The 23,821-nt window shown below is 63.6% G+C and carries 23 protein-coding genes; 21 read left to right on the top strand and 2 right to left on the bottom strand.

What is annotated here, in order from left to right; genetic code table 11:
- The 5 genes from P6U24_RS25345 to P6U24_RS25325 are packed head-to-tail and all read left to right on the top strand — an operon-like array spanning window position 1 to window position 4,541.
- A complete protein-coding gene (locus P6U24_RS25345) occupies window positions 1–645 on the top strand; it encodes a hypothetical protein (protein ID WP_407155194.1) in 645 nt (214 codons plus the stop codon).
- Complete coding sequence (locus P6U24_RS25340; RefSeq protein ID WP_407155193.1) at window positions 642–1,793, top strand: toprim domain-containing protein; 1,152 nt, start codon at window positions 642–644, stop codon at window positions 1,791–1,793. Before P6U24_RS25345 ends, P6U24_RS25340 begins: the two co-directional genes overlap by 4 nt.
- Complete coding sequence (locus P6U24_RS25335) at window positions 1,793–2,101, top strand: hypothetical protein (RefSeq protein ID WP_407155192.1); 309 nt, start codon at window positions 1,793–1,795, stop codon at window positions 2,099–2,101. Before P6U24_RS25340 ends, P6U24_RS25335 begins: the two co-directional genes overlap by 1 nt.
- Window positions 2,102–2,109: 8 nt before the next feature.
- A complete protein-coding gene (locus tag P6U24_RS25330; protein ID WP_407155191.1) occupies window positions 2,110–4,095 on the top strand; it encodes a hypothetical protein in 1,986 nt (661 codons plus the stop codon).
- 8 nt (window positions 4,096–4,103) lie between these two features.
- A complete protein-coding gene (locus tag P6U24_RS25325; protein WP_407155190.1) occupies window positions 4,104–4,541 on the top strand; it encodes an HNH endonuclease in 438 nt (145 codons plus the stop codon).
- A gap of 549 nt (window positions 4,542–5,090) precedes the next feature.
- Here P6U24_RS25325 and P6U24_RS25320 read toward each other — a convergent pair.
- Both P6U24_RS25320 and P6U24_RS25315 read right to left on the bottom strand, forming a co-directional pair.
- On the bottom strand, window positions 5,091–5,975 hold the full coding sequence (locus P6U24_RS25320) for an ArdC family protein (RefSeq protein WP_407155189.1): 885 nt from the start codon (window positions 5,973–5,975) through the stop codon (window positions 5,091–5,093).
- 110 nt (window positions 5,976–6,085) lie between these two features.
- Complete coding sequence (locus tag P6U24_RS25315; protein WP_407155188.1) at window positions 6,086–6,367, bottom strand: hypothetical protein; 282 nt, start codon at window positions 6,365–6,367, stop codon at window positions 6,086–6,088.
- A 548-nt stretch (window positions 6,368–6,915) separates the two neighbouring features.
- Between P6U24_RS25315 and P6U24_RS25310 the strand changes: the two genes are divergently transcribed.
- From P6U24_RS25310 to P6U24_RS25235, 16 genes are all read left to right on the top strand, one after another.
- The gene (locus P6U24_RS25310) at window positions 6,916–7,497 is read left to right on the top strand and encodes a hypothetical protein (protein WP_407155187.1); all 582 of its coding nucleotides are present in this window, start codon (window positions 6,916–6,918) and stop codon (window positions 7,495–7,497) included.
- A 316-nt stretch (window positions 7,498–7,813) separates the two neighbouring features.
- The gene (locus tag P6U24_RS25305) at window positions 7,814–9,424 is read left to right on the top strand and encodes a hypothetical protein (protein WP_407155186.1); all 1,611 of its coding nucleotides are present in this window, start codon (window positions 7,814–7,816) and stop codon (window positions 9,422–9,424) included.
- A gap of 123 nt (window positions 9,425–9,547) precedes the next feature.
- Window positions 9,548–10,273, top strand: coding sequence for a hypothetical protein (locus tag P6U24_RS25300; protein WP_407155185.1), 726 nt, complete (start codon window positions 9,548–9,550; stop codon window positions 10,271–10,273).
- A 124-nt stretch (window positions 10,274–10,397) separates the two neighbouring features.
- A complete protein-coding gene (locus tag P6U24_RS25295) occupies window positions 10,398–11,138 on the top strand; it encodes a hypothetical protein (protein WP_407155184.1) in 741 nt (246 codons plus the stop codon).
- Window positions 11,135–12,748 carry a portal protein gene (locus P6U24_RS25290; protein WP_407155183.1) on the top strand — a complete coding sequence of 538 codons (1,614 nt, stop codon included), beginning with the start codon at window positions 11,135–11,137 and terminating at the stop codon, window positions 12,746–12,748. Before P6U24_RS25295 ends, P6U24_RS25290 begins: the two co-directional genes overlap by 4 nt.
- Complete coding sequence (locus P6U24_RS25285; protein WP_407155182.1) at window positions 12,745–13,026, top strand: hypothetical protein; 282 nt, start codon at window positions 12,745–12,747, stop codon at window positions 13,024–13,026. Before P6U24_RS25290 ends, P6U24_RS25285 begins: the two co-directional genes overlap by 4 nt.
- Window positions 13,023–13,922 carry a hypothetical protein gene (locus tag P6U24_RS25280; RefSeq protein ID WP_407155181.1) on the top strand — a complete coding sequence of 300 codons (900 nt, stop codon included), beginning with the start codon at window positions 13,023–13,025 and terminating at the stop codon, window positions 13,920–13,922. Before P6U24_RS25285 ends, P6U24_RS25280 begins: the two co-directional genes overlap by 4 nt.
- Before the next feature lie 15 nt (window positions 13,923–13,937).
- Window positions 13,938–14,528 carry a hypothetical protein gene (locus P6U24_RS25275; protein WP_407155180.1) on the top strand — a complete coding sequence of 197 codons (591 nt, stop codon included), beginning with the start codon at window positions 13,938–13,940 and terminating at the stop codon, window positions 14,526–14,528.
- Between the two features lie 253 nt (window positions 14,529–14,781).
- Window positions 14,782–15,684, top strand: a complete 903-nt coding sequence (locus tag P6U24_RS25270) for a phage capsid protein (protein ID WP_407155179.1) — start codon at window positions 14,782–14,784, stop codon at window positions 15,682–15,684.
- Window positions 15,685–15,754: 70 nt separating this feature from the next.
- Window positions 15,755–16,216, top strand: coding sequence for a hypothetical protein (locus P6U24_RS25265; protein WP_407155178.1), 462 nt, complete (start codon window positions 15,755–15,757; stop codon window positions 16,214–16,216).
- A 2-nt stretch (window positions 16,217–16,218) separates the two neighbouring features.
- Complete coding sequence (locus P6U24_RS25260) at window positions 16,219–16,863, top strand: hypothetical protein (protein ID WP_407155177.1); 645 nt, start codon at window positions 16,219–16,221, stop codon at window positions 16,861–16,863.
- Window positions 16,863–19,511: a hypothetical protein gene (locus tag P6U24_RS25255; protein WP_407155176.1), complete on the top strand. Its 2,649-nt coding sequence runs from the start codon at window positions 16,863–16,865 to the stop codon at window positions 19,509–19,511. The genes P6U24_RS25260 and P6U24_RS25255 overlap by 1 nt, the downstream gene beginning before the upstream one ends.
- A complete protein-coding gene (locus P6U24_RS25250; protein WP_407155175.1) occupies window positions 19,511–19,882 on the top strand; it encodes a hypothetical protein in 372 nt (123 codons plus the stop codon). Before P6U24_RS25255 ends, P6U24_RS25250 begins: the two co-directional genes overlap by 1 nt.
- Entirely contained in the window at window positions 19,834–20,118 is a 285-nt protein-coding gene (locus tag P6U24_RS25245; protein WP_407155174.1) for a hypothetical protein, read from the top strand. The genes P6U24_RS25250 and P6U24_RS25245 overlap by 49 nt, the downstream gene beginning before the upstream one ends.
- Window positions 20,118–22,796 carry a lytic transglycosylase domain-containing protein gene (locus P6U24_RS25240; protein ID WP_407155173.1) on the top strand — a complete coding sequence of 893 codons (2,679 nt, stop codon included), beginning with the start codon at window positions 20,118–20,120 and terminating at the stop codon, window positions 22,794–22,796. Before P6U24_RS25245 ends, P6U24_RS25240 begins: the two co-directional genes overlap by 1 nt.
- 36 nt (window positions 22,797–22,832) lie before the next feature.
- Window positions 22,833–23,804, top strand: coding sequence for a hypothetical protein (locus tag P6U24_RS25235; RefSeq protein WP_407155172.1), 972 nt, complete (start codon window positions 22,833–22,835; stop codon window positions 23,802–23,804).
- The last annotated feature ends 17 nt before the right edge of the window (window positions 23,805–23,821 follow it).

Genomic DNA, 23,821 nt, shown 5'->3' with positions numbered 1-23,821 from the left:
GTGTCCGCGATCGCGCCTCGTCAGCTCGACATCATCGCGGACACCGCGCTTGCTGCGGATCCGCGGCTTGCGACCAAGAACCACATTGGTTCGTCAACCGTTGCCGTCACCAAGTCGAAAGCCGAAAACCACACTGGTTCGTCAACCGTCGAAAGCATCGACCGGCGGCGTAAGGCTGCCGGCCTTAGTCATGGCGAGCTGTGCCGGCTTGCCGGGATCGAGGTCAACAACTGGTTTGCTCTGCTGCGTGGTGCCCATCGGCCATCGCCGAAGACGCTGGCGAAATTGGAGGCCGCGTTTGGCGAGGCCAAGCCAGTCAAGCCGCGCGGCATCATCTCCGGTTTTCATCGCCTCGTTGTCGGCCTCTGCGCCGATGCGCTCGGTGCAGATCGTGATGCAGTGCTGGCGACGGACATGAGCAAGCAGCGGCCGCAGAACCCGCAATGGCTACGCGCGGCGCAGATCCAGATGATGGCGACCTACATCACCGCGGTGGAGCTTGAGGTCGGCAATGCCGAGCTCGCGCGAGCGCTCGGGCAAAGCCGTCAGGCGGTGCAGAAGGCGCGCAACCGCGTCGAGGATCTGCGCGACGACGCCGCCATCGATGCGGCGCTGGTGCGCGTGGCCGGGATGGTGCGGCGATGAAGATTGATCTCCGCACGCGCCAGGGCTGGGACGATCTGAAGCGGTTGATTGACCTCCGCATAGCCGACGTGCTTGCGCTGTGCGGTCTGGACATGCCCAGCCGCAAGGGCTGGACGCTGATCGATGATCCCCGGGGAGACGGCCGCGATTGCTTCGGCCTATGCCTGCGCGCCGACGGGCTATCATGGAAAAAATTCAACGGTACGCAAAAGGGCAGGGCGCTGGAGCTCGTCGCCTATTGCAATGGCTGGTACGATCAGGAAAAGCGCGGAGCGGAGCCAGCGGCCAAGCTGGTGCTGGCGCGGCTCGGTGTGGGACAGATGAGCCGCGCCGAGATCGAGGCGGCGAAGCGCATCGCTGCGGATCGCCGCACAGCTGATCAGGAGGACGGCCAGCGCCGGCGCGAGCGCAAGGCGGCTGCTGCCTTTGCTATCTTCGCCGGCGCCAGGCGCGTGCTCGACACACCGGCCGAGATTTACTTACGCGATCGCCGGGGCGTCGACCTGCGCCAGGCGCCGTTCCTCGGCCCGCGTGGTGGCAGCATCGCGCCGGGATCGCTGCGCTTCGTCGCGCAGCATCGATATCTCCGACGCAATAAGCGCAATGAGGTGCTTGGCGAGTTCGTCGCGCCGGCGCTTGTGGCGTGCTGCACTGATGGCGCCGGCCAGATCAAGGCGGTGCACCAGACCTGGCTCAAGCCTGACGGCAGCGACAAGGCCGCGATCGCGCCCGCGCCCGATGGCACAGCGCAACCGGCGCGAAAGGTGCTCGGCGAATTTGGCGGCTGCGTCATCCCGCTATGGCGGGGCGACGGGCATTTGTCGGTGCGCGAGGCTAACGAGAACGGACTGTTGCAGACGCTAGTGCTGACGGAAGGCGTCGAGGACGGCCTGTCGGCGCTGCTCGCAGCACCGCAGCATCGCGTATGGGCGATGATCTCGCTGTCCAACATGGCCAACGTCGCGACCAGGCTGCCGCCCTGCATCGATAGCGTGATCGTGCATCGCCAGAACGACTGGGACAAGCCGGCCGCGGTCGCTGCCTTCGAGCGGGGCCTGGCGGCGCTGCGCGCGTCCGGACGCGCCGTGACCGAGGTGGGCGCGGTCTACGGCAAGGATCTGAACGACACATTGAGGGGAGCAGCATAATGGAAGATCTGAAACGAACCGCGCCGCCGGAAGGCTTCAAGGGCAAGAAGAACATCTACGTCTGCGAGAAGTGTAGAGGCCACGTCGTGACCGTCGATGTCGATGCTGGCGTGACGCCCTTCATGATCGCCTGCGAGGCTGTTGAGAAGTGCTCGGGCATGATGAAATCCAGCATGTATCGTGTATTCGATCAGGACATCGGTGCATCGCATGAATGGTATCGCCCTTCGATTGCGACAAGCCTCTCCGGCGCGACACTCGACCACGTGATGAAGGGCGGCTTGCTGCTGCGGCGGGTGAAAAAGTAACTACATAGATGGCCCGCTCTCCCACGCCCGGCGCCAACGCCAACGTCGTTTCGATGGACAAGGCCCAGCGCAAGCTGGAGCGGATCCGCAAGGCGCGCCGCGATGATCCGCCGCCGATGACGCCCCGCGGGCCGAACGACGTGCTGGCCGGCAAGTGGAATGCCGATATGTACGGCATGCCTTCAGATCCCGGCTGCGAATGCCCGGTTGAGCCGATTGGTTTCGAAGGTGGCAGCTTCTACCTGATCGACAGCCGCGGCCAGTTTCGTTCGATGTCGGCAAGTGACATGAACCAGGTCGGGATCCAGGACCTGTTCAGCCAGGCGCCGAACTATCCGAAGTGGATGAAACCGCGCTGGCACGTGCCCAAGGGCACCGATCCCGACACTGGCAAGCCGTTCCCGCCCAAGATCAAGAGTTTCGAGGCAGACGAGATCAAGGAGGTGCTGTTCTACGCGTGCTCAATGCGCGGCTTTTTCTCACCGGCGGATCGCATGCGCGGCCGCGGCGCCTGGACCTGGCGCACCGGCAACATCGTCTATCATGCTGGCGACGCACTATGGGAGATCCAGAACGGCAAGTTCGTTGACCGTGCGACCGGCGTGCACGAAAACAAGCTCTATCCGCGCTTGGCGCCGATCCCGGAGCCATGGACGCAGCCGATCTCGCCGGAGGAAAACCCCGCCGGGAAGCTGCTTCAGATCTTCCGCAAATGGAATTGGACACGACCGGAGGTCGATCCGGTTCTGCTGCTCGGCTGGATCGGCTGCGCCATCCTCGGCGGCGCGCTGGACTGGCGATCGAGCGTGCTGATCCTCGGCGATTGGGGCACCGGCAAGTCGACCCTGCAGGACAATATCCTGGCCGTGTTCGGCGACGCGCTGATGCGCACCGCCGACACGACGGCCGCAGGCCTCTACCAAGCTATGGCGCATGACTGCCGGCCGATTGCGCTCGATGAGCTGGAGCCGGACAGCGATCCGCGCAAGCTCAACGCGGTGACGCATCTGATGCGCACCTCGGCTTCCGGCGACATCGGCCAGCGCGGCGGCCCGACCAAGGGCGAGGCCTCGAAATTCCAGATGAAAAGCGCCTTCCTGTTCTCGGCCATCAACAACCCGTTGCATGCCGCGCAGGACCTATCGCGCTGCGCAGTGCTGCGCTTAGGGCCGATCAATCGTAACCAGCCGATGCCGCCAGCGATCGACGCCGAGACCACCGGGCCGATGATGATCGCGCTGATGATGCAGGGCTGGGGGCAGGGAGGCATCGGCTTCAACCAGGCGCGCGCCCGCTTCATGCGCGCGCTCGAAGAAGGCGGCCACGCGCCGCGCGGGCAGAAGCAATATGGCACGCTGCTGGCCTGCGCCTGGCTGCTGCTGGGGCCGGAGCTGTCGGCCGAGCTCGATGTGAAGCTTGGCCCCGACGAAGATCTGCATTGGGCCGAGCTGCTCGCCGCCAACGCGTTGCCGGAGGTAGAGGACGCCAAGCCGAATTATCGGCAATGCGTCGACAAGATCCTGACCACGCCGGTGCTGGCCTGGCGCAATTCCCAGCGCAACACCATTGGCCAGGTGCTGCAGGAGCTGCGCACCACCGACGATGAAGGCAATGCACGTCCGGAGGAGGCGCAGCTCGATCGCGGCACCGCCAAGCGCGACGTTATGATTGCGGGCTTCGGCCTGTTCTCGGTGCCGGAGATCGTCGCAGGCGTGATGCGTTCCGAGCGCATCACGCTCGCGGCCGCTTGCGAGCGCTACAACCTCCCGGCCGCAGGCTGGGTGCTGGCGGTGCCGAACGCCTCGCCGAAAGTCGCGGCGCACCTGGCAGGCACCGAGTACGCGCAAGGCGGCTGGAAAGATGCGCTGCGTCAGTGTCCGGTCCCTGGCGTGATGATCAGCCATGCTGAAATCAATCACCGCACGATCGACGGCACCAAGCAGCGCTGCACGCTGATCGTCTTGGACCGCTATCACGACGCGCCGGAGAAGTAGGTGAGACATTGGCTGCCGGATCTCGCTGGCACGCCATGGCGCGCCATCATCCTTCGGAACGGCAGCAAATCTGGTGCCTGGTCGATGCGATCGATTATCCCTGGCTGGTCGAGACCAATTGGAATGTCTGGTGGAGCGGCCGGGCGCGCTGGCAGCTCTACGCCAAGCGTAATGTTGGCCGCGACCGCGCCACAGTGCGCATGCACCGCGAGATCCTGAAAGCGGTAGACCCGCGCCCGGCTTTCGAGATCGCAGCGCTGCACGGCGACCATCGCAACGGGCAGACGCTTGACAATCGCCGCGCCAATCTGCGCTGGCTCACGCCGGCCGAGAACCGGCTCAACGTCCATGAGCGCGAGCGCATTCCGTCGCTTGACTTGATCGTGCTGCAGCTGAAAGCCCGGGAACGGCCGCGGCTTGAGGCGCTGGAGGCGATCCCGTTCTGAGTTGCTCTGCAAGCCGAAAAAGCAGATAAGGCGGACGCCTGTAAAACGGAGGTAATTCAATGGCGAACTTCAAACACATCAAATCCGGGGGGAAGAGTATTTCATCCGGCTTGACCAGATCATCTATATCGAAAAGCATCCGGACGGATGCAGCATCGTATTCAACGGTTCGATGAATGATCGCCGTATCAGCCTGTTCGTTGAGGCTGATCCCTTCGACATCGTCGACAATGACGTGAGCTGATTCGGCACGGTTTGCCCGCAAGCTCTAGCGGCTTCGGATTTCCGCCTGTACCGCGTCAATTTCGGCTCGCCGGCGGCCGAGTAGGGCGCCGATTTCATCCCACACCGTGCTAGGGATCTCGTAAGGCTCGGCGACCCAGCGCCGCATGGTGCGATCGGAAACGTTGATGGCCCGCGCTAGCTCTGATTGCCAGCGAGGGCCGTAAAGGGCCTCTCCGGCCCGTTCCAAAAGCTTGCGGTGATCGACCATCGGAGCCCCAAAGGAAAAACGGCGGCCGCATCAGGTGGCCGCCGCAAAGCCATATATCAGGCCGCCAGTTCCTCCAAGGGCTCGGCGTTGTTTGCCGTATCGCGGAGATAGTTCGCGGCCGCCTGCGCCTTGCTGGCGACGGTGAAGATTGCGCGGCTATCGGCCTTCAGGACCTTGATCCAGCCCGCAAGATAAGCCGCCTGGTTTGCATGGGCGTTGTCCAGGCCAAATTCGGCGCAGAGGAAGGCAGCCGAGAGCTCAGCCACCAGCTCCTCCATGGCGTAGGCGTCAGTGCCGAACCGGCCGGACAGATCGCGATCGAGACGCGATTTGTGACCGGTCCAATGCGCCAGCTCGTGGAAGGCGGCCGCGTAATATTCCGGCGCGTTGTGGAAATCAGCGAAGGCCGGGACCGTGATGAAGTCGCGCGAGGGAATATAGCAGGGCTTGCCCTTGCCCTCGCGCAGATCGGCGCCGCTGGCCACAATGAACTCGTCGGCGAGGATCTCGCGCTCATCGAGGTTTGCCGGCGCCGCCTTTGCCTTTCCAGTGATCACGTCATTGGGCAGGCCTTCGCATTGATCGACATTGAACACCGTGTATTCGCGCAGCATCGGAATGCACTTGGTTTCGTCGGGGTTGGAGCTGTCCGCGACTTCAAGCTGTTTGAAAAAATACAGCTTCATGCCGTGCTCGCCCTTGCGCACGTGGCCGCCGGCTTCGAGCGCCTGCTTGAAGGTGAGGAAGCGAGGTCGGGACCATCCGCGCTCGGCAGAACCCCAATAGAGAAGCACGTTAATGCCCGAATAAGGACGATTGGTAACGGCGTTCATCGGCATCATGCTGCCGGAGGTCGACCAGCCCTTAACCCATGGCAGCGTGCCAGCTTCCAGCTGGGCGACGATTTTGTTGGTCACTTCAATGTAGAGATCGCGCTTCATGTTGACCGGGCCTCCTTAGCCCTTGTCCGGCGGGGCTAATCCCCATCCGTTATGTGTCCTAAATTTAGGACATACAGAAGCAGCTGTCAACCCGGTCCGCGAAAAAATAGTTAGCTGATGATCTTGTACGCCCGCGCCCGCTTGCGCCGCGTCGATGGCGCCGGGCGATCTCGTCCGTGATCCAGCGCTTGAATCATCGCGATCCGCGCCAGCATTGGATCGCCGCCGCGCTCCGCGACCAGCATCAGCACCTCGACCGCTGTAAGCCAGTGCGCTGCGCGCTTCTCTTGCGGGCTTAGCTTCATGATGTAGTTGGCACAGTCACGCAGCGTGATGAGCTCGCGGCCGCGCGGAAGCACGATCGGATCATAGAACGGCGTCGACCAGGGCATTAGCACCGCTCACGCATTTGCGTTTCCCTCGCCCGCGCCCGTTTGGCGATAAAAAAGGTCCGCGCGGCTTGTCTCGGGACGCGCTCTACCATCTCAAGTTCACCCATCTCACCCTCGTCACGCGCGCCCCGCGCCGCGCGGCCTCTGTTTGTTCGCTCACAACGATTGACGTGGCGCGATTGATGCCAGTTTCGGCGTGCGGTCCTGCGTAGCACCGTTGGGCGCGGGGAAGGGCCACCATCCTAATCAGGTGGCCGCGCTAGTGGCCTTGATCAACATCATGAAATCATAGCGTTATCCAGCGTGGCGGCCACCTCGGCCACCGCGGCCACGCTGTTTCCGTGCGCATGTGCGCGCGTGCGCGCGCGCGAGGGAACGTGGTGGCCGGAGTGGCCGCAGTGGCCGCTATACCTATTATCCTTTTAAAACCAAATAGATATAAAAGGCCACTAGCGCGGCCACTCCGGCCACTTGTCGGACCGCTCGCACGGTTGCCGACGCCGGAAGCGAATTAAATATGCCCGGATATTCAACGGGATCGGTCGCAGATGGCGAATTCGGACGGAAAGGGCGCGGTCGGGCGTGAGATTGCGGCGGCGGCGGCCGCGGCGGCCGAAAACGACGCCGCGCAGCTCGACATGCTTATGCCGCCGACCAGGTCGAACCTGTTGCCGGGCGAGGCGCAGCGGATCGAGGCATCGATCCGGAAGAACCGCGCGGGCCGTCCGCCTGGCGCGCGCAACATCGCCACGCGCCAAATGGTTGAATTCCTGCGCAAAACCATGGGCGATCCGCTGATGCAGCGCTGGCGCTACGCGATGTTCACGCCGGAGGCGCTGTCGATCGAGCTCGGATGCACCAAGCTGGAAGCGCTGACATTTCTCGACAAGCTATGGGCGGATCTCTCGCGCTACTGCTATGCCCAGCTCGCCCAGGTCGACGGCGCAGGCAATGCAGTGGCACCACGGTTTACGATGGTGATCGGCGGGCAGAATGCGCCGCAGGTCGGGCCCAATGGCCAGGCGCAGGCACCGTGGCTCTACCTTGAAGAAACACCGCAAAATCAGGCGCTTATCGGACAGCCTGCAGACGTGTCGCACAAGGACGTGTCGCACGACGACGAGAACTGAAGCGATCTCAGCGGCTTGGCCATCTCAGGCCGCTAATCCCAAATCACCGGCCGGAGTGCAGACCGCGCCGGTGATCGACCGCTCGGCTGGGCGCCAGCGGTCCCGGCCGGCGCGCTCCCCCAGGACGCGCCGGCCTTCGTTTTTCGGATGGTACCCCCCCGGGGGGGCCGGAGGGGGTACCCCCCAAACCACCCCAGCGACGACCCCCTGCGGGTCGCGCGCGCGATTTTTTTCCCGTTCGGCCCTGTTGGATCGCAGGTCGTTCGGAAAGCTGCGCGGAATTTTGGAGACGGCAAAAGGGGCGGGGAAGCCGCGCATGATCGACGATGGCGCGTCACCCCAGCAGCTGCTGGAGAAGACTTCGCTCGCGGACGTGCTGGGCTCCGCGAACCCGTACAAAAATCAGATGCAGTGGCTGGAGAGCGATGACGAATTCAGGAAGCAATTTCCTGATGCGGTCGACGAGCTGCACAAGGGAGAGAAGACCGGCACTGTCAACTTGATGCGCAGCGCGGGCCCCATCAGCGACGCCTACATTCTCGCGCACAATCCGGCCGATCTGCTCAACGGGCCTGGCGGCTCGGGCAAGACGACAGCGAGTTGCAAGAAGGCGCTGGTAGAGGCTCAACGAGTTTATCCCGGTGCAGACGGGGTGCGCCGCTACGTGCTCGGCACATGGCGACAGAAGTACATCAACATCTGGAAGGCGACAATCCCGTCGTGGTGGAAACTTTTCCCACGCGATCTCGGCAAGTGGAATGGCTCGGCGCCTCGGGACGCCGAGCATGTCATCACCTTCGAGGACGAGTTCGGCCCGATCTTGCTGACTAATCGCTTCCGCGCATTCGGCGAAACGGCGGACCCGGATGACCTGCTCGGCAACGAGTTCACCGATTGCTATCTCAACGAATGGACGACGCTGCCGGAGGAGTTGTTCACAGCTTTGATCGACCGCGTCGGCCGCGAACCGCCGCGCGAGATCATCAAGCGCTCCGGCCGCTTCTATGGGGATGCCAACGCGCCGGATGTGCTGAACTACGTCTATCGCGATTTCTACGAAACGAAGCGGCCTGGTTACGTGCTGCATCGCCAGCCAGGCGGCCTCGATCCCGGTGCCGAAAATCTGGAGGCGGTAGGCCGCGGCTATTACGAAAACTCGGCGATGATGAATTCGCACCGGCCGTGGTGGATCAAACGGATGGTGCACAATAAGCCGGGCTTCACCCGTGCTAACGCGCCGGTCTGGGCGGAATGGGACGACGACCGCAACATGGCCGTCAAAACCATTCCTGTGATCAAGGAATTACCCGTCATCACCGGTACCGATGGCGGCCTGACGCCCTCGACGGTCTACATGCAGGAACGTTCGAACGGCCAGCTGCGGATCTTGGCAGAATGCCCGCTGGAGCGCGGCGGCATGCGCGAGCTCGCGACCGCGATGCTGGCGCTCGAGGAAACGCGCTTCGCCGGCTGCCAGTTCGTCTCGCGCTGCGATCCAGCGATGGGGGCAGGCGAGGACCTGGAGGAAGGCAGCGACCGCGAGCGGTTGTCGGAATATCTCGGTCGCGAGGTCGAGCTCGCGCCGACCAACAATCCCGACGCGCGCCATGAGGCGGTGCGCTCCAAGATCCGCCACACCTGCGAGGGCGGCGAGCCGGGGCTGTTGGTTGATCCCTCATGCAAGACCATCCGGCGCGGCGCCAACCAGACGTTCCATTTCCGCAAAGTAGCAGGCACTGACGATCTCGGATCAGTCGCCAAGACCTTCGATGGCCACACCTGCGAGGCGCTGGAGTATGGCGCGCTGGTCTGTGGTACCGCCGCGGCGGCCAGGCGCACCAGCGAGATCAAGCGCGAGCAGGAGCGGATCCGGCAGAAAAACCGGGAAGCCGGCCGTTACAGCCCCTTCGGACGGCGCCGGGCGTGATCAGACTAGACTTGCTCTTGGCAGATCTGCACTTAAGCTTTTTTTGACCCGGAGCGGACGTAGGACTACAATTCCGTGAATATAGCAGGATCGATTAGACCAAAGGATTTCAGGAGCAGTAAGTTGAGCCAAGGAAGTAACCAGTGGGGCATAGAGCTCAATGGCCCGGAAGCGGATCAGAAGGTTTGGCTCATGCTGCTGAAGCCGCCTTTCGATCCTTTCATCGAAGAGGTTAAGGATGAGCGCGGCGACTATCTGGCCCTGCGATCATCAGCCTTCGACGGGATGATGACTTCGGAAGAAGTCCATCAGGCGGCCAAGCAGTTGTTCAATACGCTAAACGTGGTGATGTCAAAGAACGCGGACACCGATCCCGTCACCGACGGGGCGGTGATCGAGTTTGTACCGGACGGCCAGCCCCGCAAACATTTTTACCTCAAAGCGGAAGGCGGCAAGATTCGCGTGCGTGGCGGCATTGTCGAGTTAATGGTGAAAGATGCGCAAGGCAACGTGATTGAGCCCGCACCTGCACCATCCAGAGCGCAGCTTTGGATGCGCGCGGCGGCTTTGGAGCCCGAAATTGGCAGCGCCTTGCGCTATCTGCAGGACAAGCCCGGCTGGTTCGAGTTGTACAAGGCGTATGAAGCTGTCAAGGATATGCCAAACGGCGGCATATCGGGCAGCGAGATCAAGCGCTTTACGCAGACAGCAAATGCCGGGGAGCGGCATCACCCCAATGAAAAGATCAAACCGCACAAGCGCCCAATGGAGTTATGGGAAGCCCGCTCACTTATAACTCAATGGGTCTCGGCTGCGATTGACGACATCCTGGGGAAGAATCCTGAATGACAACGTGCTGAATAGATCGGGCTACTTCTGGCCCACCGCAGATCCGCGGGCTGGCGGCGGCGAGGTCAGATTCGGCGCCGGAAATAACGGTTGACGGCTCGCGGCCTGGGGCATCGTGCCCGGCATGGTTCGCGAAACGACCCCTCCGGATATTTCCTACATCGCCGCGCATCTACGCGCGGACGATGCGGAGGAGCAGTTCGCGACCCGCTTCGCCACCGATGTGCCTTGGATGTCGCTCGCAGATGACATGATCGCCCGATTGCCGTCGGCGATCATGTCATTCTGTTTCATCGACCGCACTGGCCGCCCGGCCTCGATCCTCTCCGCCTATCTGGTCTCGCCAGGCGTCGCCCGGCTGCATCGTGTCGCAACCGACAGCTGGCGCGAGGTCGCGATCGAGGTGTTTCGCTTCGGCATCGTGCGGTTCATGCCGGCACTAGCCGCGGCTGTGCATCGCGCCGAATGCAGCATCCTGGCGAAGCATGAGCTCGCGCAGACGACGCTGCAGCGGCTCTCGGCTTCAAACCGAAGGCCTCGCTCGCGCGCGCGGCTGCAACGGCGAAGATTTTCTCAACATGGCCTGGGTGAAAGCCTGATGTGCGACCTGTTCGGAAGTGCCGACACCTCGGCGGCCGATGCCGCCACCGCGCAGGCGCAACAAGCGGCGACGCAGGCGTTGAAGCAGCAGCTTCAGGCGCAGGCCGATGCCGCGACCGCGGCCGACAATGATAGCGAGGCGGCGCGTCGCGCCCGAGAGAGCCAGGAAGCCGCGCTCCGCGCGAGCGGTGTGTTCGGCGCCATCGACCCTGGCACTGCGCCAGCGTCCGGCACGACCTTCACGCGGACTTTGTTCGGCCAATGACCGCTTATTCAACCCAGGACATCCTCGCGCGGCACGGCCACCTCAAAGAGGTGCGAGCGCTGGAGGAGCCGGCCTGGCGCGATATCGCCCAGATCATCGATCTCGACGGACAGGAATTCCAGATTAACGAACGGCGCCAACGTGACGATCTGTTCGTGTACGACAGCACGCCGCTGTACGCGCTGAACGACTACGTCGGCGGCCTGTTCGGGGAGAGTATGAACCCAGCGGAGCGCTGGTTCGAGCTGACGATCGAGGACAAGGATCTCGCCAAATGGGGTCCGGTTCGCAAATGGTTCTGGGACCAGGGCAGCCAGCTGTACGCATCGCTATCGCCGTCGCAATCGACCTTCTACAGCGAGGCCTCGCCATGGCTCGCTAACATGGGCCGCTACGGGAACGGCTTCATGTATCAGGAGGAGTGGCCGGAACGGCAGGCGATCATCGACCGTTCGATCCCGATCGGCGAAAGCTTCATCAATGTCGACCTCGCCGGCAATCTCGATGAATTCCATCGCGCGTTTCATCTGACCGGCGCGCAGATGATGCAGAAGTTCGGTGATGCCGCCGGCGGCGCGCAGGAGCAGCACCGCTACAACGTGGTGCACGCCGTTTGCCTCAATCCGGATTTCAAACCCGGCGCCCTGGGGCCGCGCGGTAAGCGCTGGCTCTCGACCTACGTGTCCGAGGATCTGAAAAACTTTCGCCGCGATGGCGCCTATTACGAAATGCCGTACCACGCGCTGTTCTGGAACAGGCGCTCGGGCAAGGCCTGGGCGACCGGCCCGGGCCACGACGCCCGGCCGGACATGAACATGAACAACGAGATGGAGCGATCCAATCTCGTTGCTGCGCAGTTCGCCGCGGAGCCGCCCATTCTCACTCACGACCAGGCCGTGGTCGAGGCCGAGGACATCGTGCCGAATGCGGTGCTGAACGGCACCATGTCGGCGCAGGGCAAGCGGCTGCTGGAATATCTGCAGCGCGGCGACAATCCGCAGCACGCGGAGAAGAAAACCGAGGAGCGCCGCGCGGCGATCCGCGAAGCGTTTCTCTACGGCACCATGCAGATCCTGCGCAACCGGCCGCAGATGACCGCAACTGAGGTGATGGCGCTCAAGAGCGAGCGGCTGAAGTTGGTCGCGCCGTTCCTGGTTCGGATCCAGCAGGGACTAGCGACGCACATCGCGCGCCGCTTCGCGATCCTGGCGCGCGCCGGACAGACCATTCCGCCGCCACCGGAACTGCAGGGTCGCGCGCTGGCGGTGCAGTTCGTCTCGCCGCTAGCGAAGGCGCAGGAGGCGGCGACTGGCACGGCGGTGCTGCAGTGGATCAGCTCGCTCGGGCAGATCGCGGTTTCGATGCAGCGGCCTGACATCATGGACAAGGTCAATATCGACGCCGTCGCCGACGTGCTGCACGGCGCCATGGTCAAGCAGCCCGACGTCATCAACGATGACGACAAGGTCGCACAGATCCGCCAAGCGCGCGCGCAGGCGCAGGTCCAGCAGATGCAAGTCGAACAGGCTGCGCAGCTGGCTTCGACCTATGCCGATATGGCCCATGCGCGTCAGGCCGAAACCTCCGCGAGACGGAGGGCTGTGCCATGAGAGCCTGGCGCGAATGGTTCATCACGGCCTGGCGCGATGGCGGCAAGCGGCACCTCGTGCTGTCCGATCTCGCCGCGATCGGCACCCAGCATCCGCATTTTCTCGCTGATCTCGCGCTGCGCGGCAACGTGTTCGATGACAGCGATCCGCCGACTGATCCAATCGCGCTCGGCATCTATCTCGGCCGTCGTCAGCTCGCGCTGGAGACGCTGAAGCTCTGCAAGAAGACACCACAGGAATTGTTCGGCTACCACACCGCACCGGAGACCAAGAGATGAGTGGATCTGCACCGCCGCCCGCACCCGCACCGGCTCCATCGCCCGCGCCTGCACCCGCACCGGCCCCGGCACCTGCACCCGCACCGGCGCCGGCTCCGGACAAAGGCCCGTGGTACATCTCGGCCGACTACGGCTTCGATACCGACACACAAAAGTTTTTTGAGGGTAAGAACTATCCGGACGTCAAGACCGCGCTGACGTCGCTGCGGCATGCCGACCAGGTCGCGCGCGACCGCAACGTGCTGTCCAAGCCTGATCCGGCAAAGCTCAACGAGTGGGACGGCTGGGAAAGCCTGGGCTGGAAGAAGGACGCCAAGGACTACACCATCCAGAAGCCGGAACTGACGCAGGGGCAGAAGCTCGATGAGGCGCTGTTTGCCTCGTTTGCCAAGGACGCGCACGATCTGCGGATCCCGCTCTCGACCGCCCAGGAGCTGTTTCACCGCCAATTCAAGGCGGCCTATGAGCGGATCGGTGCACTCGATGCCGATGGTGCCGCGGCGCGCAAGGCGCTCGACACGCAATTGCGCTCTGACTGGGGCGCGAACTACGAAGTCAATCTCGATCGCTCCAAGCGCGCCGCGCGCGCCCTTGGCATCGGCATGGATGACAGCGCGGAATTAGAGAAGCTGATCGGCTCGCCGCGCCTGATCAAATTCTTCAACACTATCGGTGAGAAGCTCGGCGAGGACAATCTTGTCACCACGGGCAGCGGCGGAGCGCAGGAGACCACACATCCGGCGACGATCGAGGCCGAGCTGAACCGCTTCGAGCAGGATCCGAACAATCTCGCGATCATGAAGAACGAGCGCGATCCGCGCTACAGCGACGTGATGGCCCAACGGCGCAAGCTGATCGGCCGGCTCGCCAACGCGCGGCAGCAAAGGCAGGGCTAACGCAAGGAGACCATCATGGACAAAGCGGCAATGGCGCGCGCGGATCGGCTTCAGGCCAGGCGCGCCGAACTGGCAAAACTGACGAGCGGCGAACTGACGATGCTGGCCACAGACCGGGGCGTCGCCATTGATCCTACCGATACCCGCGAGGAGCGGGAATTTGCGCTGGCTTCGGCTATGATCGATGCCGAGGACGCGGAAGCCGCGGCCACCGCAGCGAAAGAGCAGGACGAGCGCGAAAGACGGAAGCGGGAGGCCTTCTACAAGACCAAGGAAGGCAAAGCCCTGATCGAGCGGGAGCTACGTCAGACGCGCGATCGCCGCATTCGCCAACAACATGCCGCCTTCATCGGAGCGCTCCCCAGCGACGCGCGCAGCAAGGGCGTCCATGTTGTTCCGGACAGTCATGCGGGCGCGGCGTCGCCGGACGTGCCTGATGGCACGTATCGGGTCTCTGGCTCGGACTGGCTGCTGTCGTTTTCCGGCGGCCGCTGGGTGCAGGCCTCGCGCGCCCATGATCGCGGTCATCCGGATTGGACCGAGATCCCGGATGTCGAAGGCGCCAGCGTCGCCGCTCGCGCCAGGCCGACGACGGTTGACGAATAGCTTCGTGGCGTAGCGTCTGCGTGTCCCTCCTTGGGGCGTTTCCTCCCTGACTAGCGGGCGCCGGTCTCCGGCGTCCGCGCTCTCCGGGGAGATGGCCGCACCCTTTGTCGGCGACGACAGAGGCCCGCCTGACCCGCGCGAAAGCCGCGCCGCCGACCGCAGGCGTTAAATGATAGGCGGGCCCGCGAGATCTCTCGCCGCACCCCGGCCGAAGCAACCCATTTTCCCCAACGCTTCGTCTGGAGATCTTCACATGTCAGGGCCTGTCACCGACGCCCACAAGATCGAGTACAGCCGCAACGTCCAGCTTGCGGTTCAGCAGAAAACCTCGCGCTTCGAACAGGGCTTCACCTATCACGGCGACTGGAAGGGCCGTGAGATGATCTTTGAAACGCTGATCATGCCGACGACTGCCATCATCGACGGCAACCGCGGCGGCGACACCCCGAATATCGATGACAATGTCGAGCCGGTTGGCGTGGTGCCGCATCAGATCGAATGGGGCAAGCTGATCGAGAAGGAAGATGCCATTAAGGCGTTGACCGATTTCCAGTCGCCTTTCGTGCAGTCCGGCGCCGCTGCTATCGTGCGCGGCCGCGATACCGTGTTCGCGTCGGCGCTGTTCGGTAACCGCCTGATCGGCAAGGATGGCGCGACCGTGTCGGCCTATGACCCGACTAACAAGATCGTGCCGAACACGGTCGGATCGGCGGACGGCGCCACCGCCGTTGGCATGAATCTACGAAAGATCCAGCGGGCCAAGCGCCTGTTTCGCGCGTTCTACATCGATCTCGACAGCGAGGATCTCTGGGGGTGCCTCAACGCCCAGGGCCATGAGGAGCTGTACAACGACCTCCTGACCATCAACACCGATACGGCGAAGATGGCCTATGTCGACAATGACAAGAAGCTTGTCCATGAGGTCGCCGGCGTCAAGTTCGTCTCCTATGAGGGCCTGGGCAATTACGATGCTCAGAACTTCCTCGGATCGATCTGGTGCAAGAGTGGCATGCACTACGGCGACTTCTGGCCGCTGGAGACCCGCGCAGAGCCGAACCCGGCGAAGAAATACCGGCTGCATCCCTATATGGAAAACTGGTGGGGTGCGGCGCGGTCGGAAGACGCGAAGGTCATCAAGCTGCAACTGAAGATGTGACCCGGCGCCGGCGCCCCGCGCGCCGGCGCATCCATCGTCATCCTCGTCTCAACTCGAAAAAGGAAATCACATGGCTGTGGTGACTGGTTACGGCACCGGCTACAAGGATCCGGCGGCCCTCAACCCGGTGTCGGCGGTCTTTGCCGAAGGCACGGAAAAATCCATCAACTCGCAGATCTCGATCGCCAACGGCGACAGCGCGACGTCGGTCTACTATGTCGGCAAGGTGCCGTCGAATGCGCTGATCTCGCCGCGAAGCAATGTCTTCGTGCCGGCGACGGCAGGACTGACGGACTATTCGCTCGGCTTCACCGGCGCGCCGAAGGCCCTGATGTCATCGGTCGATGTGCATCTCGGTGGCACATTTTCGGCGGTGAGCGCGGTGGCGGTCACGAACTACATCCAGCGCGCATGGCAGCTCGCCGGCCTGGCATCCGATCCTGGCGGCATGCTTGACGTGTTTGTCACGCTCGGCGCTGCCGCCGGCGCCGCAGCACTTGTGCATAACGAGATCATCTTCAAGAAGGCCTGACGATGGTCGCGCGCGCGGGCACGGAAGTCGATGCGGCCAATCTGGCGCTGTCCGATCTCGGGCAGCCACCGATCACGTCGTCGTTTTCCGACAACACCGCGCGCGCACGCGCCTGCCGCGTCAATTTTGGCACGGTGCGCGACGCGCTGCTGCAGCAGCACGAATGGGGCTTTGCCACCGCCTACGCACGGCCGGCTGCCGCAGTAGCGCCAGTTGGCGGCTGGCCTGGCAAATTCGCCAACCGCTTTCTGTTGCCGTCGGACTGCCTGCAGGTGCGCTATGTCGCACATAGCGGGGCCGACAGCTGGGAGGTGATTACGGCGGCCGCGGACCCTGCCGGAAGCGATGCCAATGTGAAGGTACTGTCGACCAATGATGCAGCGCCGGAGATCTGCTACACCCGCTGCATCGTCGATGTGCGACTGTGGTCGGGGCAATTCCTTAAGGGCTTTCGCCACGAGCTCGCCGCGGCTATTGCGCCACTTGTGGTCAGCTCGACAGCCAAGGCGCAGAGCGAAGCTCAACTGGCGGCGGCGGCCGTCAGCGACGCTGCTCTGATCGACGGCAAGGAGAAATCCCGTCGCACTATCTCGCGCGACACGTCCTGGCTACGCGCGCGTCGCGTCGGTCGCTGGGGCCGTCCCTGATGCCGACGCGAGAGAACGTCGAGAAAAGCTCGTTTGCCTCTGGCGAGATCTCGCCGGAATTGTCTGCTGCCACCGACCTGCGTACCTACCAGACCGGTGTCGCGCGCCAGGAAAACATGGTGACGCTGATCGAGGGCGCCATGACGCGGCGGCCTGGCACCCGTTTTGTGCTCGAGCTCAAGGATGAGACGCAAACGGGCAAGCTGTGGCCGCTACGCTACGCCAGCAATCAATATTACATGCTGGTGTTCAACGGCGGCAAAATGCGCGTGATGCGAGATGCGAGCTTCATCGGCGCCGCCGGCGCTCCCTATGAGATGGCCATCCCGTGGTCTGCGGCGCAGCTGCCGACGTTGCGCGGGGCGCCGCTCGGGGCGACTGTGACCTATACAGTCTCCGGCGGCCGCATGCAGGTGCTGACGCGTGCTACCGATAACAATTGGTCGCTCGCGGAATACCTGCCGCAGAACGGGCCGGTCGACCCGCAAAATCTGGACACCACGATTACTGTCATGCCGTCGGCCGTGACCGGAAATATCAATCTGGTCGGCGTCAACAATCCGTTTTCGGCGAGCTGGCTCGGCGGTGTGATGCGTCTCGATGAGGCCAATGCCTCGCTGACGACGTTATGGACGTCGCAAGAAGCGATCTCCCGGCCGGTGGCGAACATGCCGGCGTCGAACAGCCTGTTCAGTGACATGGCCAATCCGGCCAACGTGACCGATGGCGATAATTCCACCGCGGCGACAAAAACGGATGTCACCTGCTACATCGGTTTTCACTGGAACGCGCCCCAGGCCATTTCGCGTTTCGCGATTTTGGCCGGCGTCGGGTTGGGTGACGGGACCGCGATCGTTCAAATCGAGGCATATGGATCGCAGGGTGCCGCGCCGAGCGCGGATAGTTCTGGTGTTCTACTCGGCTCAATCCAGACGACGTTGACCGGCAACCCGACGGTGATCAACGCCTATTTTGCATCACCGCCTGAGAGCACTTGGAACAATCTCTGGATCAGGATCGTCTCTGTCGCCGGCACCGCTCTGCATTATTCGATTATCACGATCCAGCCACAAGCGCCTGTCCCCGGAGCCCCGCCGGTTCTGCGCCGCTGGGGCGATAACATCTATCAGGCGGCCAGCGACGGCAACGCCGGCGCTGCGCCACCGACGCACACCTCCGGCGACGCCGCCTATGGTGGCGTGATCTGGCGATTTTACAGCCTGTATTACGGCTTCATCCGGATCACGGCGGTGGCTGATCCCAATCATGCCAGCGGCACCGTGATCCTGCGGCTGCCCGACAGTGCCTTGTTGCAGCCGTCCTATCGCTGGTCGCCCCCGTCGTGGGGCGATGGTCTTGGTTGGCCGGATTTCGTCCTGCAACATCAGCAGCGCTTCATCTTCACGCGGTTGAACCGGTTGTGGGGAACGCAGCCTGCCAACAAGACCAGTTTCTGGCTGACCGCTGACGCGACCAGTGCGCTGGATATCTCGTTGACATCGCCGGACGGCTCGCTTGTCGAGATCAAGTGGATGGCATCATCGGGCATTTTGGTGCTTGGCACGTCGGATCTGGAGTGGATGCTACGCGCGCCAGCCTCGGACGATATCCTACAGGCCCAGACCATCGACCCGGTGCCAGACAGTCAGGAAGGCTCGATCGCGCAGATCGCCACGAAGGTCGACCGGGGGGTGATCTTTGTCAGCTCGACGGGCAAGCAGCTGTTGTACGTCCGCTTCAACCAACTGACGCAGCAGCTCGATCCGCAGGAGGTCTCGGCGCAGGCCCGGCATATTCCGAAGGCCGGCGTCGTCGCCACTGCCTGGCAGAAGAATCCGAACAAGGTGCTGTGGATGGTGCTGTCGGACGGCACGCTTGCCGGCATGACCTTCATGAGTGAGCAGAAGGTTATCGCGCTCCACCGGCATCCGATGGTCAATGCGTTCGTTGAGGACATCGCTGCGCTGCCGTCGCTCGACGGCGGTCGCGTCGACGTCTACCTGATCGTGCGGCGCGTCATCAACGGGCAGACACGGCGCTATATCGAATTGATGCAGCCGTTCTTTCAGCCTGTCGATCCGGCGAACCCGACAGCTGATGGCGCATGGTTTGTCGATTGCGGACTGAGCTACAGCGGCGCTCCCGTCACCACCATTACCGGCCTCGACCACCTTGAGGGCGAAACCGTGGCGGTGTTCGCTGATGGTGCCATGCAGCAGCGAAAGAAGGTGGTCGGAGGGTCCATCATGCTTGATCGGGCCGCATCCAGCGTTGTGGCCGGTGAGCCGATCAGCTGGCGCGTCACCGACCTGCCGCGTAGCTTGCAAATCCCGGGCGGTAGCTCGCGCGGCAAGATGCAGCGCGCGAACACCGTCATCGTTGACGTGCTGAACGCGGCGAGCGGCGAGGTGCGCCTGACCTACCCGAAAGACAATCGCAATGCCGGTGATGATGATACGCCGTTCGACGACCTGATCGAGACCGGCGCCGATGACTACGGCGCTGCGGTCAAGCTGTTCACTGGCGAGATCCTGATGCAGGTAACCGGCACCAGCTCGCGCAGCGTGGTGACGGAACTGAAGGGCGATGATGCGATGCCGATCACCTTACGCGCGATCGTGCCCGACGTGATCGAGGAGGCGGACTGATGTGGCCATTGCTGCCGTTCGCGGCCGCCGGTCTTGGCGCAGCCTCCAAGCTGTTTTCCGGCTTCGCAGCCTCCGATGCGGCCGAGCTGGCGGCCAAACAGGATCGCGCGAATGCCGAGCTGTCGGACACCCAGGCACAGGTGGCGAAAATCGGTGCCCGGCAGAGCCTGACCCAAGGCGCCTGGCAGGCGGGGCAGATCGCGAGCAAGGTGAAATCGACTAATGCCGCGGCAACGTCCTATTTCACTGGCCACAACATCAATCCAGCGCTCGGCTCGCCGGTGGCGCTGGAAGGCTTTCGGCCGGCCAGGGCGCCACCGATATGGCGCTGGCGGCCGCGCGCGGCGAAGCCGGTTACGCCGAAGGCCTGACTAAGTCGGCCAATCTGTTCGGGCAGGCTGCGAACCAGCAGTGGGCCGCCGTGAACAAGGAAAATGAGGCCACGACAGATCGCGTCTCTGGCATCTTCGGCGCAGCCACGACACTGCTGTCGGCAGGCAGCGCGCCATGGTCGAGCCTGTCGAGCATGTTCTCCGGAGCAGCCGGATCGGTTTTCGGAACGACGACGATCGGCAATCCTTGGAACACGACCGGGAGCCTGTACTGATGGCCGGTGAAGCGCCGATCTATCGTCAACAGCTCGAGGTGCCCGACGCGCCACAGGGCGTCATTCAGCCGCTGTCAGATCAACGGTCCAGCAACGCCGGGGCGCTGGGGGCGATCGCCGACGCGGGTGAGAAGATCGCGGCGTTCACGAATAAGCTGTACACCGCGCAACAAGAGACCGCGGCGTCGACTGCTCGGGCTAGCTACTTGACGGGACTGAGCCAGGCGCAGGACGACGCCGTCAACGATCCCGACTATCAGAACGCGCCGCGTAAATTCGAGGCCAAGGTCAACCAGCTGCAGGGCGACGCGCTGGCGCAAGTCGATGATCCAAGGACGCAGGCCGAGATGCGGCTGCATCTGCAGGTCGCGGGGATCTCCGCCCAGGGCAAGGTCAATGCGGCAGCGCTAGCGCGGCAGACCAACCAGAGCGTCGCCAGCCTCGACACAGCCACTGATGGCCTGGTGCAGCGCTCGTCGCAGGCCGGTAGCCTCTATGAGCGCAAGGCACTTCGCGATAGCGCATTCGCAGGCATCGATGCCGCGGTCGCCGCTGGACAGATCGATGCTACCAACGGCGTCGCGCGCAAGCAGCGCTTCGACCACCAGCTGGCAACCTTCGATGTCGCGCGCGACATGGCGGCGAACCCGGCGCAGACGGTCGCCAATCTGGACGATCCCGCGAAATATCCCGGATTGATGCCGTTCGAGCGTGAGAGCCTGAAACAGCAGGCAGTCGTCGCTCATGATGAGCAGGAGCGGTTGCGCGGCGACGATCTCGCCAAGCGCGATCCCGCGGTCGCGGCCGCGCGCTATGGCGTGCTGAGTTCGCGGCCGCTGGCTGACCAGATCTACAACCGCATCATCATTCCGCAGGAAAGCGGCGGCAATCCGAATGTCGTGAGCCCAGCCGGCGCGGTCGGTCTCGGGCAACTGTTGCCGGCCACCGCGCGCGACCAGGCCAAAAAGCTCGGGATGAATGATATCGCGGCGCTTGACGATGCAACGCTGGCGGAGCGGCTGAAGGACCCGGCGCTGAACACGAAGCTCGGCAGCTCCTTCTGGGCCGACCAGCTGCAACATTACGGCGGGAATGTCTTTGCCGCAGCGGCGGCCTATAATGCAGGTCAGGGCAGCGCCGCCAAGCCCAGGGCCGATGCATGGGACGCCGCGGCGCGGGCGCAGTTCGGCGATCATTATTCGGCGGCACAGCTCGCCAGCGTAATCCCGATCAAGGAGACGCGAGACTACGTGCTGTCAGTGGCGCGTCGGCTCGGCGTCGATACGGACGCGCCGTCGCTGTCGTTCCGCGGCTCGTATGGCGTTGCCGCGGCGGTCGACCAGGAGCTGCGCCGCCAGGCCAACGCGCAGCGCACTCAGGATAATGCGCTGATCTCGTTGACATCAGCTGATCGCGACGAGATCGCGAGCGCATTCAAGCAGGGCTATGCGGTCAATCCGCAAGCGCTGCAGGCGGTCAAGCAGCCGCTGATCGATGCAGCCTCGCGCGGCGATATCGATGCCGCGGTTAAGTTGCGGCAATTCGAGCAGGCGGAAGCAACCTATCCATTGGTCGCGGAGGCCTATCGGCATACGCCGGAGGAGGTCGGCGCGACGGTCGCTGCCATGCAGGCCGCCGCTGCGGAGGGGAAGCTTGATCCACAGGCGCTGCGGCGGCTCGACGTGCTGCAGGGTGTCAACCGCGAAATGGCGACCGCGCGGACCGGCAATCCGGTTGGGCTCGCCGAGCGTCAGCTTGGGCCTCAGAGCGTGATCAACCTGAAGCCGCCCCAGGATGCGCGCGATCCGCAGTTTGCCACGTTGTTGACGGCGCGCGCGGCGACCGCAACCGCCGCCAACAACCAGTATGGCGGCGCGTTCAAGTTCTTCAAGCCGGAGGAGCTCGCCGCGTTCAAGCCGTGGTTCGACAATCTGGAGCCGGCGCAGCAGGCGGCCGCGATCGGCACCATCGCGCGAGCCACAGCGGGGGCGGCGCGACAGGCTGCCTTCAGCGAGATCAGTGACGGCAAGCCGTCGACCGTGTTTGCGGCCGGGCTGTTTGGCCAGGCGCCCGATATCGCTCAGAGCATCATGGAAGGGGCGAAGGCGGAGGACACCTATCTGCCCGACAAGGCCAACCGGGTAGCCTATGAAACTGCAAAGACCACGGCATTGCCGCCGGCGCTGTTCGTGACATCAGGGCGTATCGATCCAAATGGGCCGCTCGCTGCCATGAACGACGCGATCGACGCACGCTACGCCTATCTCTCGGCGCAGGCCAATGACAACAGCAAGGTGTTGAGCTCGTCGCGGCTGAAACAGGCTGCGACCGATGTTACCGGAGGCATCGTCTGGCACAATGGCGTGCCGGCGATCGCGCCGCAGCGGGGCATGACGCAGCGTGAATTCGACGGAGTGATCTGGGGCGTAACCGATCAGGATCTCGCGGCAGCCCGGACCACGGGCGGCACGCCGATCACGGCGGAGTTTCTGCGCGGCAGTGCGCGGCTGCGGGCGCGATCAGACGGCCAGTATTACGTCCAGCTCAACCAGGATGATGCCAAGCCAGCGTTCGCGGTGACGGCAGCCGGTGCGCCCTTCGTGCTCGACCTGCGCAACCGTCGGCCGGTGACACTACCGATGCCGGATGCGTTCGACAATGCGGCGCCGCTACCCTGACGGTTGACGTTCCAGTGTGGGGCCTAGCCTCGCGCCATGAGCCTTGACGTTTTCGACAGCACGATCCGTAACAGCGATGCTGAGGTGGCGGCCAACGCAGCGCACGACCTGCCGGCTGGCTTTGGCGAGGCATTCGCGGCCAGCTGGAATTCGATCCGGGAGTGGCACAATTTCGGCGCCTTCTATACCGCGCGCGCGAATGTTTATAACGACTGGCGCGAGGATATCCGGCAAAAGACTGGCGAAACACTGCCAGTACTAGGCGCCCAACCGGGAGAGGAGGAGAGCCTGGCCGGTATGGCGCCGGTCACCCTCGACGAGGTCAATGCGCGGCTTGCCAAGATCAAGGAGACGTATCCCGGGCTTGACTACATCACGCCGCTGACTGATCGCGATCTCGACAGCATGACCTATGTGCGCATGGCCAAAGCGCGTGGCGATGCAGCCGCGATGGCTGCGCGGGAAAAGACCTGGGGCGGCACATTCGGCAGCGCCTCCGGGACGGTACTCGGCGGATTGACTGATCCGGTCACCATCGCGACCTTGCCGCTCGGCGGCGTCGGCGAGGCTGGCATCGCTCTGCGTGCGCTGGAGTTTGGCGTTATTGCCGCCGGCAGTGAAGGCATCGATGCCGCCGCGAACTATAAAAGCCATGAGGCGGCCGTTCCTGGATCGTCAGCCGAGATCCCGGGCGAGATCATCAGCGCCGGTCTGTTCGGCGCTGGCCTTGGCGGCGCATTCGGACTACTCGGCAAAGCTCTCGGCGCAGGCCGCCGTGTATTACCGACCGCGCTGCGCGATGACGTCAATGCGGCGACTTCAGAGGCGCAGCTCAACGCCAGCAATGTGTTCACCGGTGCGGCGGCCGAGAGCGCAAACCGCGATGCGGTGACGGATGCGGTGCGATCGGTTGCGAATGGCGAGCCCGTGACGTCGGGTGCGTCATTTGACGCGGCGCATGTCGCGAGCCTCGCGACCGATGGGGGCGCAAAGGAAGCCGTGCGCTGACTGCGGCCGCCGAGGCC

Source organism: Bradyrhizobium sp. STM 3557, from assembly GCF_045571465.1.
Classification (GTDB): domain Bacteria; phylum Pseudomonadota; class Alphaproteobacteria; order Rhizobiales; family Xanthobacteraceae; genus Bradyrhizobium.
The sequence above is the reverse complement of the archived record's forward strand: the minus strand, read 5'-3'. Positions and strand labels throughout refer to the sequence as shown.

What these genes read in the sequence shown, in the direction of transcription:
- P6U24_RS25240 (WP_407155173.1), top strand. Translation starts at nt 20,118, where the DNA reads ATGGCCGGTGAAGCGCCGATCTATCGTCAACAGCTCGAGGTGCCCGAC.
- P6U24_RS25275 (WP_407155180.1), top strand. Translation starts at nt 13,938, where the DNA reads ATGGACAAAGCGGCAATGGCGCGCGCGGATCGGCTTCAGGCCAGGCGC.
- P6U24_RS25280 (WP_407155181.1), top strand. Translation starts at nt 13,023, where the DNA reads ATGAGTGGATCTGCACCGCCGCCCGCACCCGCACCGGCTCCATCGCCC.
- P6U24_RS25310 (WP_407155187.1), top strand. Translation starts at nt 6,916, where the DNA reads ATGGCGAATTCGGACGGAAAGGGCGCGGTCGGGCGTGAGATTGCGGCG.
- P6U24_RS25335 (WP_407155192.1), top strand. Translation starts at nt 1,793, where the DNA reads ATGGAAGATCTGAAACGAACCGCGCCGCCGGAAGGCTTCAAGGGCAAG.
- P6U24_RS25295 (WP_407155184.1), top strand. Translation starts at nt 10,398, where the DNA reads ATGGTTCGCGAAACGACCCCTCCGGATATTTCCTACATCGCCGCGCAT.
- P6U24_RS25340 (WP_407155193.1), top strand. Translation starts at nt 642, where the DNA reads ATGAAGATTGATCTCCGCACGCGCCAGGGCTGGGACGATCTGAAGCGG.
- P6U24_RS25255 (WP_407155176.1), top strand. Translation starts at nt 16,863, where the DNA reads ATGCCGACGCGAGAGAACGTCGAGAAAAGCTCGTTTGCCTCTGGCGAG.
- P6U24_RS25270 (WP_407155179.1), top strand. Translation starts at nt 14,782, where the DNA reads ATGTCAGGGCCTGTCACCGACGCCCACAAGATCGAGTACAGCCGCAAC.
- P6U24_RS25260 (WP_407155177.1), top strand. Translation starts at nt 16,219, where the DNA reads ATGGTCGCGCGCGCGGGCACGGAAGTCGATGCGGCCAATCTGGCGCTG.
- P6U24_RS25250 (WP_407155175.1), top strand. Translation starts at nt 19,511, where the DNA reads ATGTGGCCATTGCTGCCGTTCGCGGCCGCCGGTCTTGGCGCAGCCTCC.
- P6U24_RS25315 (WP_407155188.1), bottom strand. Translation starts at nt 6,367, where the DNA reads ATGCCCTGGTCGACGCCGTTCTATGATCCGATCGTGCTTCCGCGCGGC.
- P6U24_RS25235 (WP_407155172.1), top strand. Translation starts at nt 22,833, where the DNA reads ATGAGCCTTGACGTTTTCGACAGCACGATCCGTAACAGCGATGCTGAG.
- P6U24_RS25290 (WP_407155183.1), top strand. Translation starts at nt 11,135, where the DNA reads ATGACCGCTTATTCAACCCAGGACATCCTCGCGCGGCACGGCCACCTC.
- P6U24_RS25330 (WP_407155191.1), top strand. Translation starts at nt 2,110, where the DNA reads ATGGCCCGCTCTCCCACGCCCGGCGCCAACGCCAACGTCGTTTCGATG.
- P6U24_RS25245 (WP_407155174.1), top strand. Translation starts at nt 19,834, where the DNA reads ATGGCGCTGGCGGCCGCGCGCGGCGAAGCCGGTTACGCCGAAGGCCTG.
- P6U24_RS25305 (WP_407155186.1), top strand. Translation starts at nt 7,814, where the DNA reads ATGATCGACGATGGCGCGTCACCCCAGCAGCTGCTGGAGAAGACTTCG.
- P6U24_RS25285 (WP_407155182.1), top strand. Translation starts at nt 12,745, where the DNA reads ATGAGAGCCTGGCGCGAATGGTTCATCACGGCCTGGCGCGATGGCGGC.
- P6U24_RS25265 (WP_407155178.1), top strand. Translation starts at nt 15,755, where the DNA reads ATGGCTGTGGTGACTGGTTACGGCACCGGCTACAAGGATCCGGCGGCC.
- P6U24_RS25320 (WP_407155189.1), bottom strand. Translation starts at nt 5,975, where the DNA reads ATGAAGCGCGATCTCTACATTGAAGTGACCAACAAAATCGTCGCCCAG.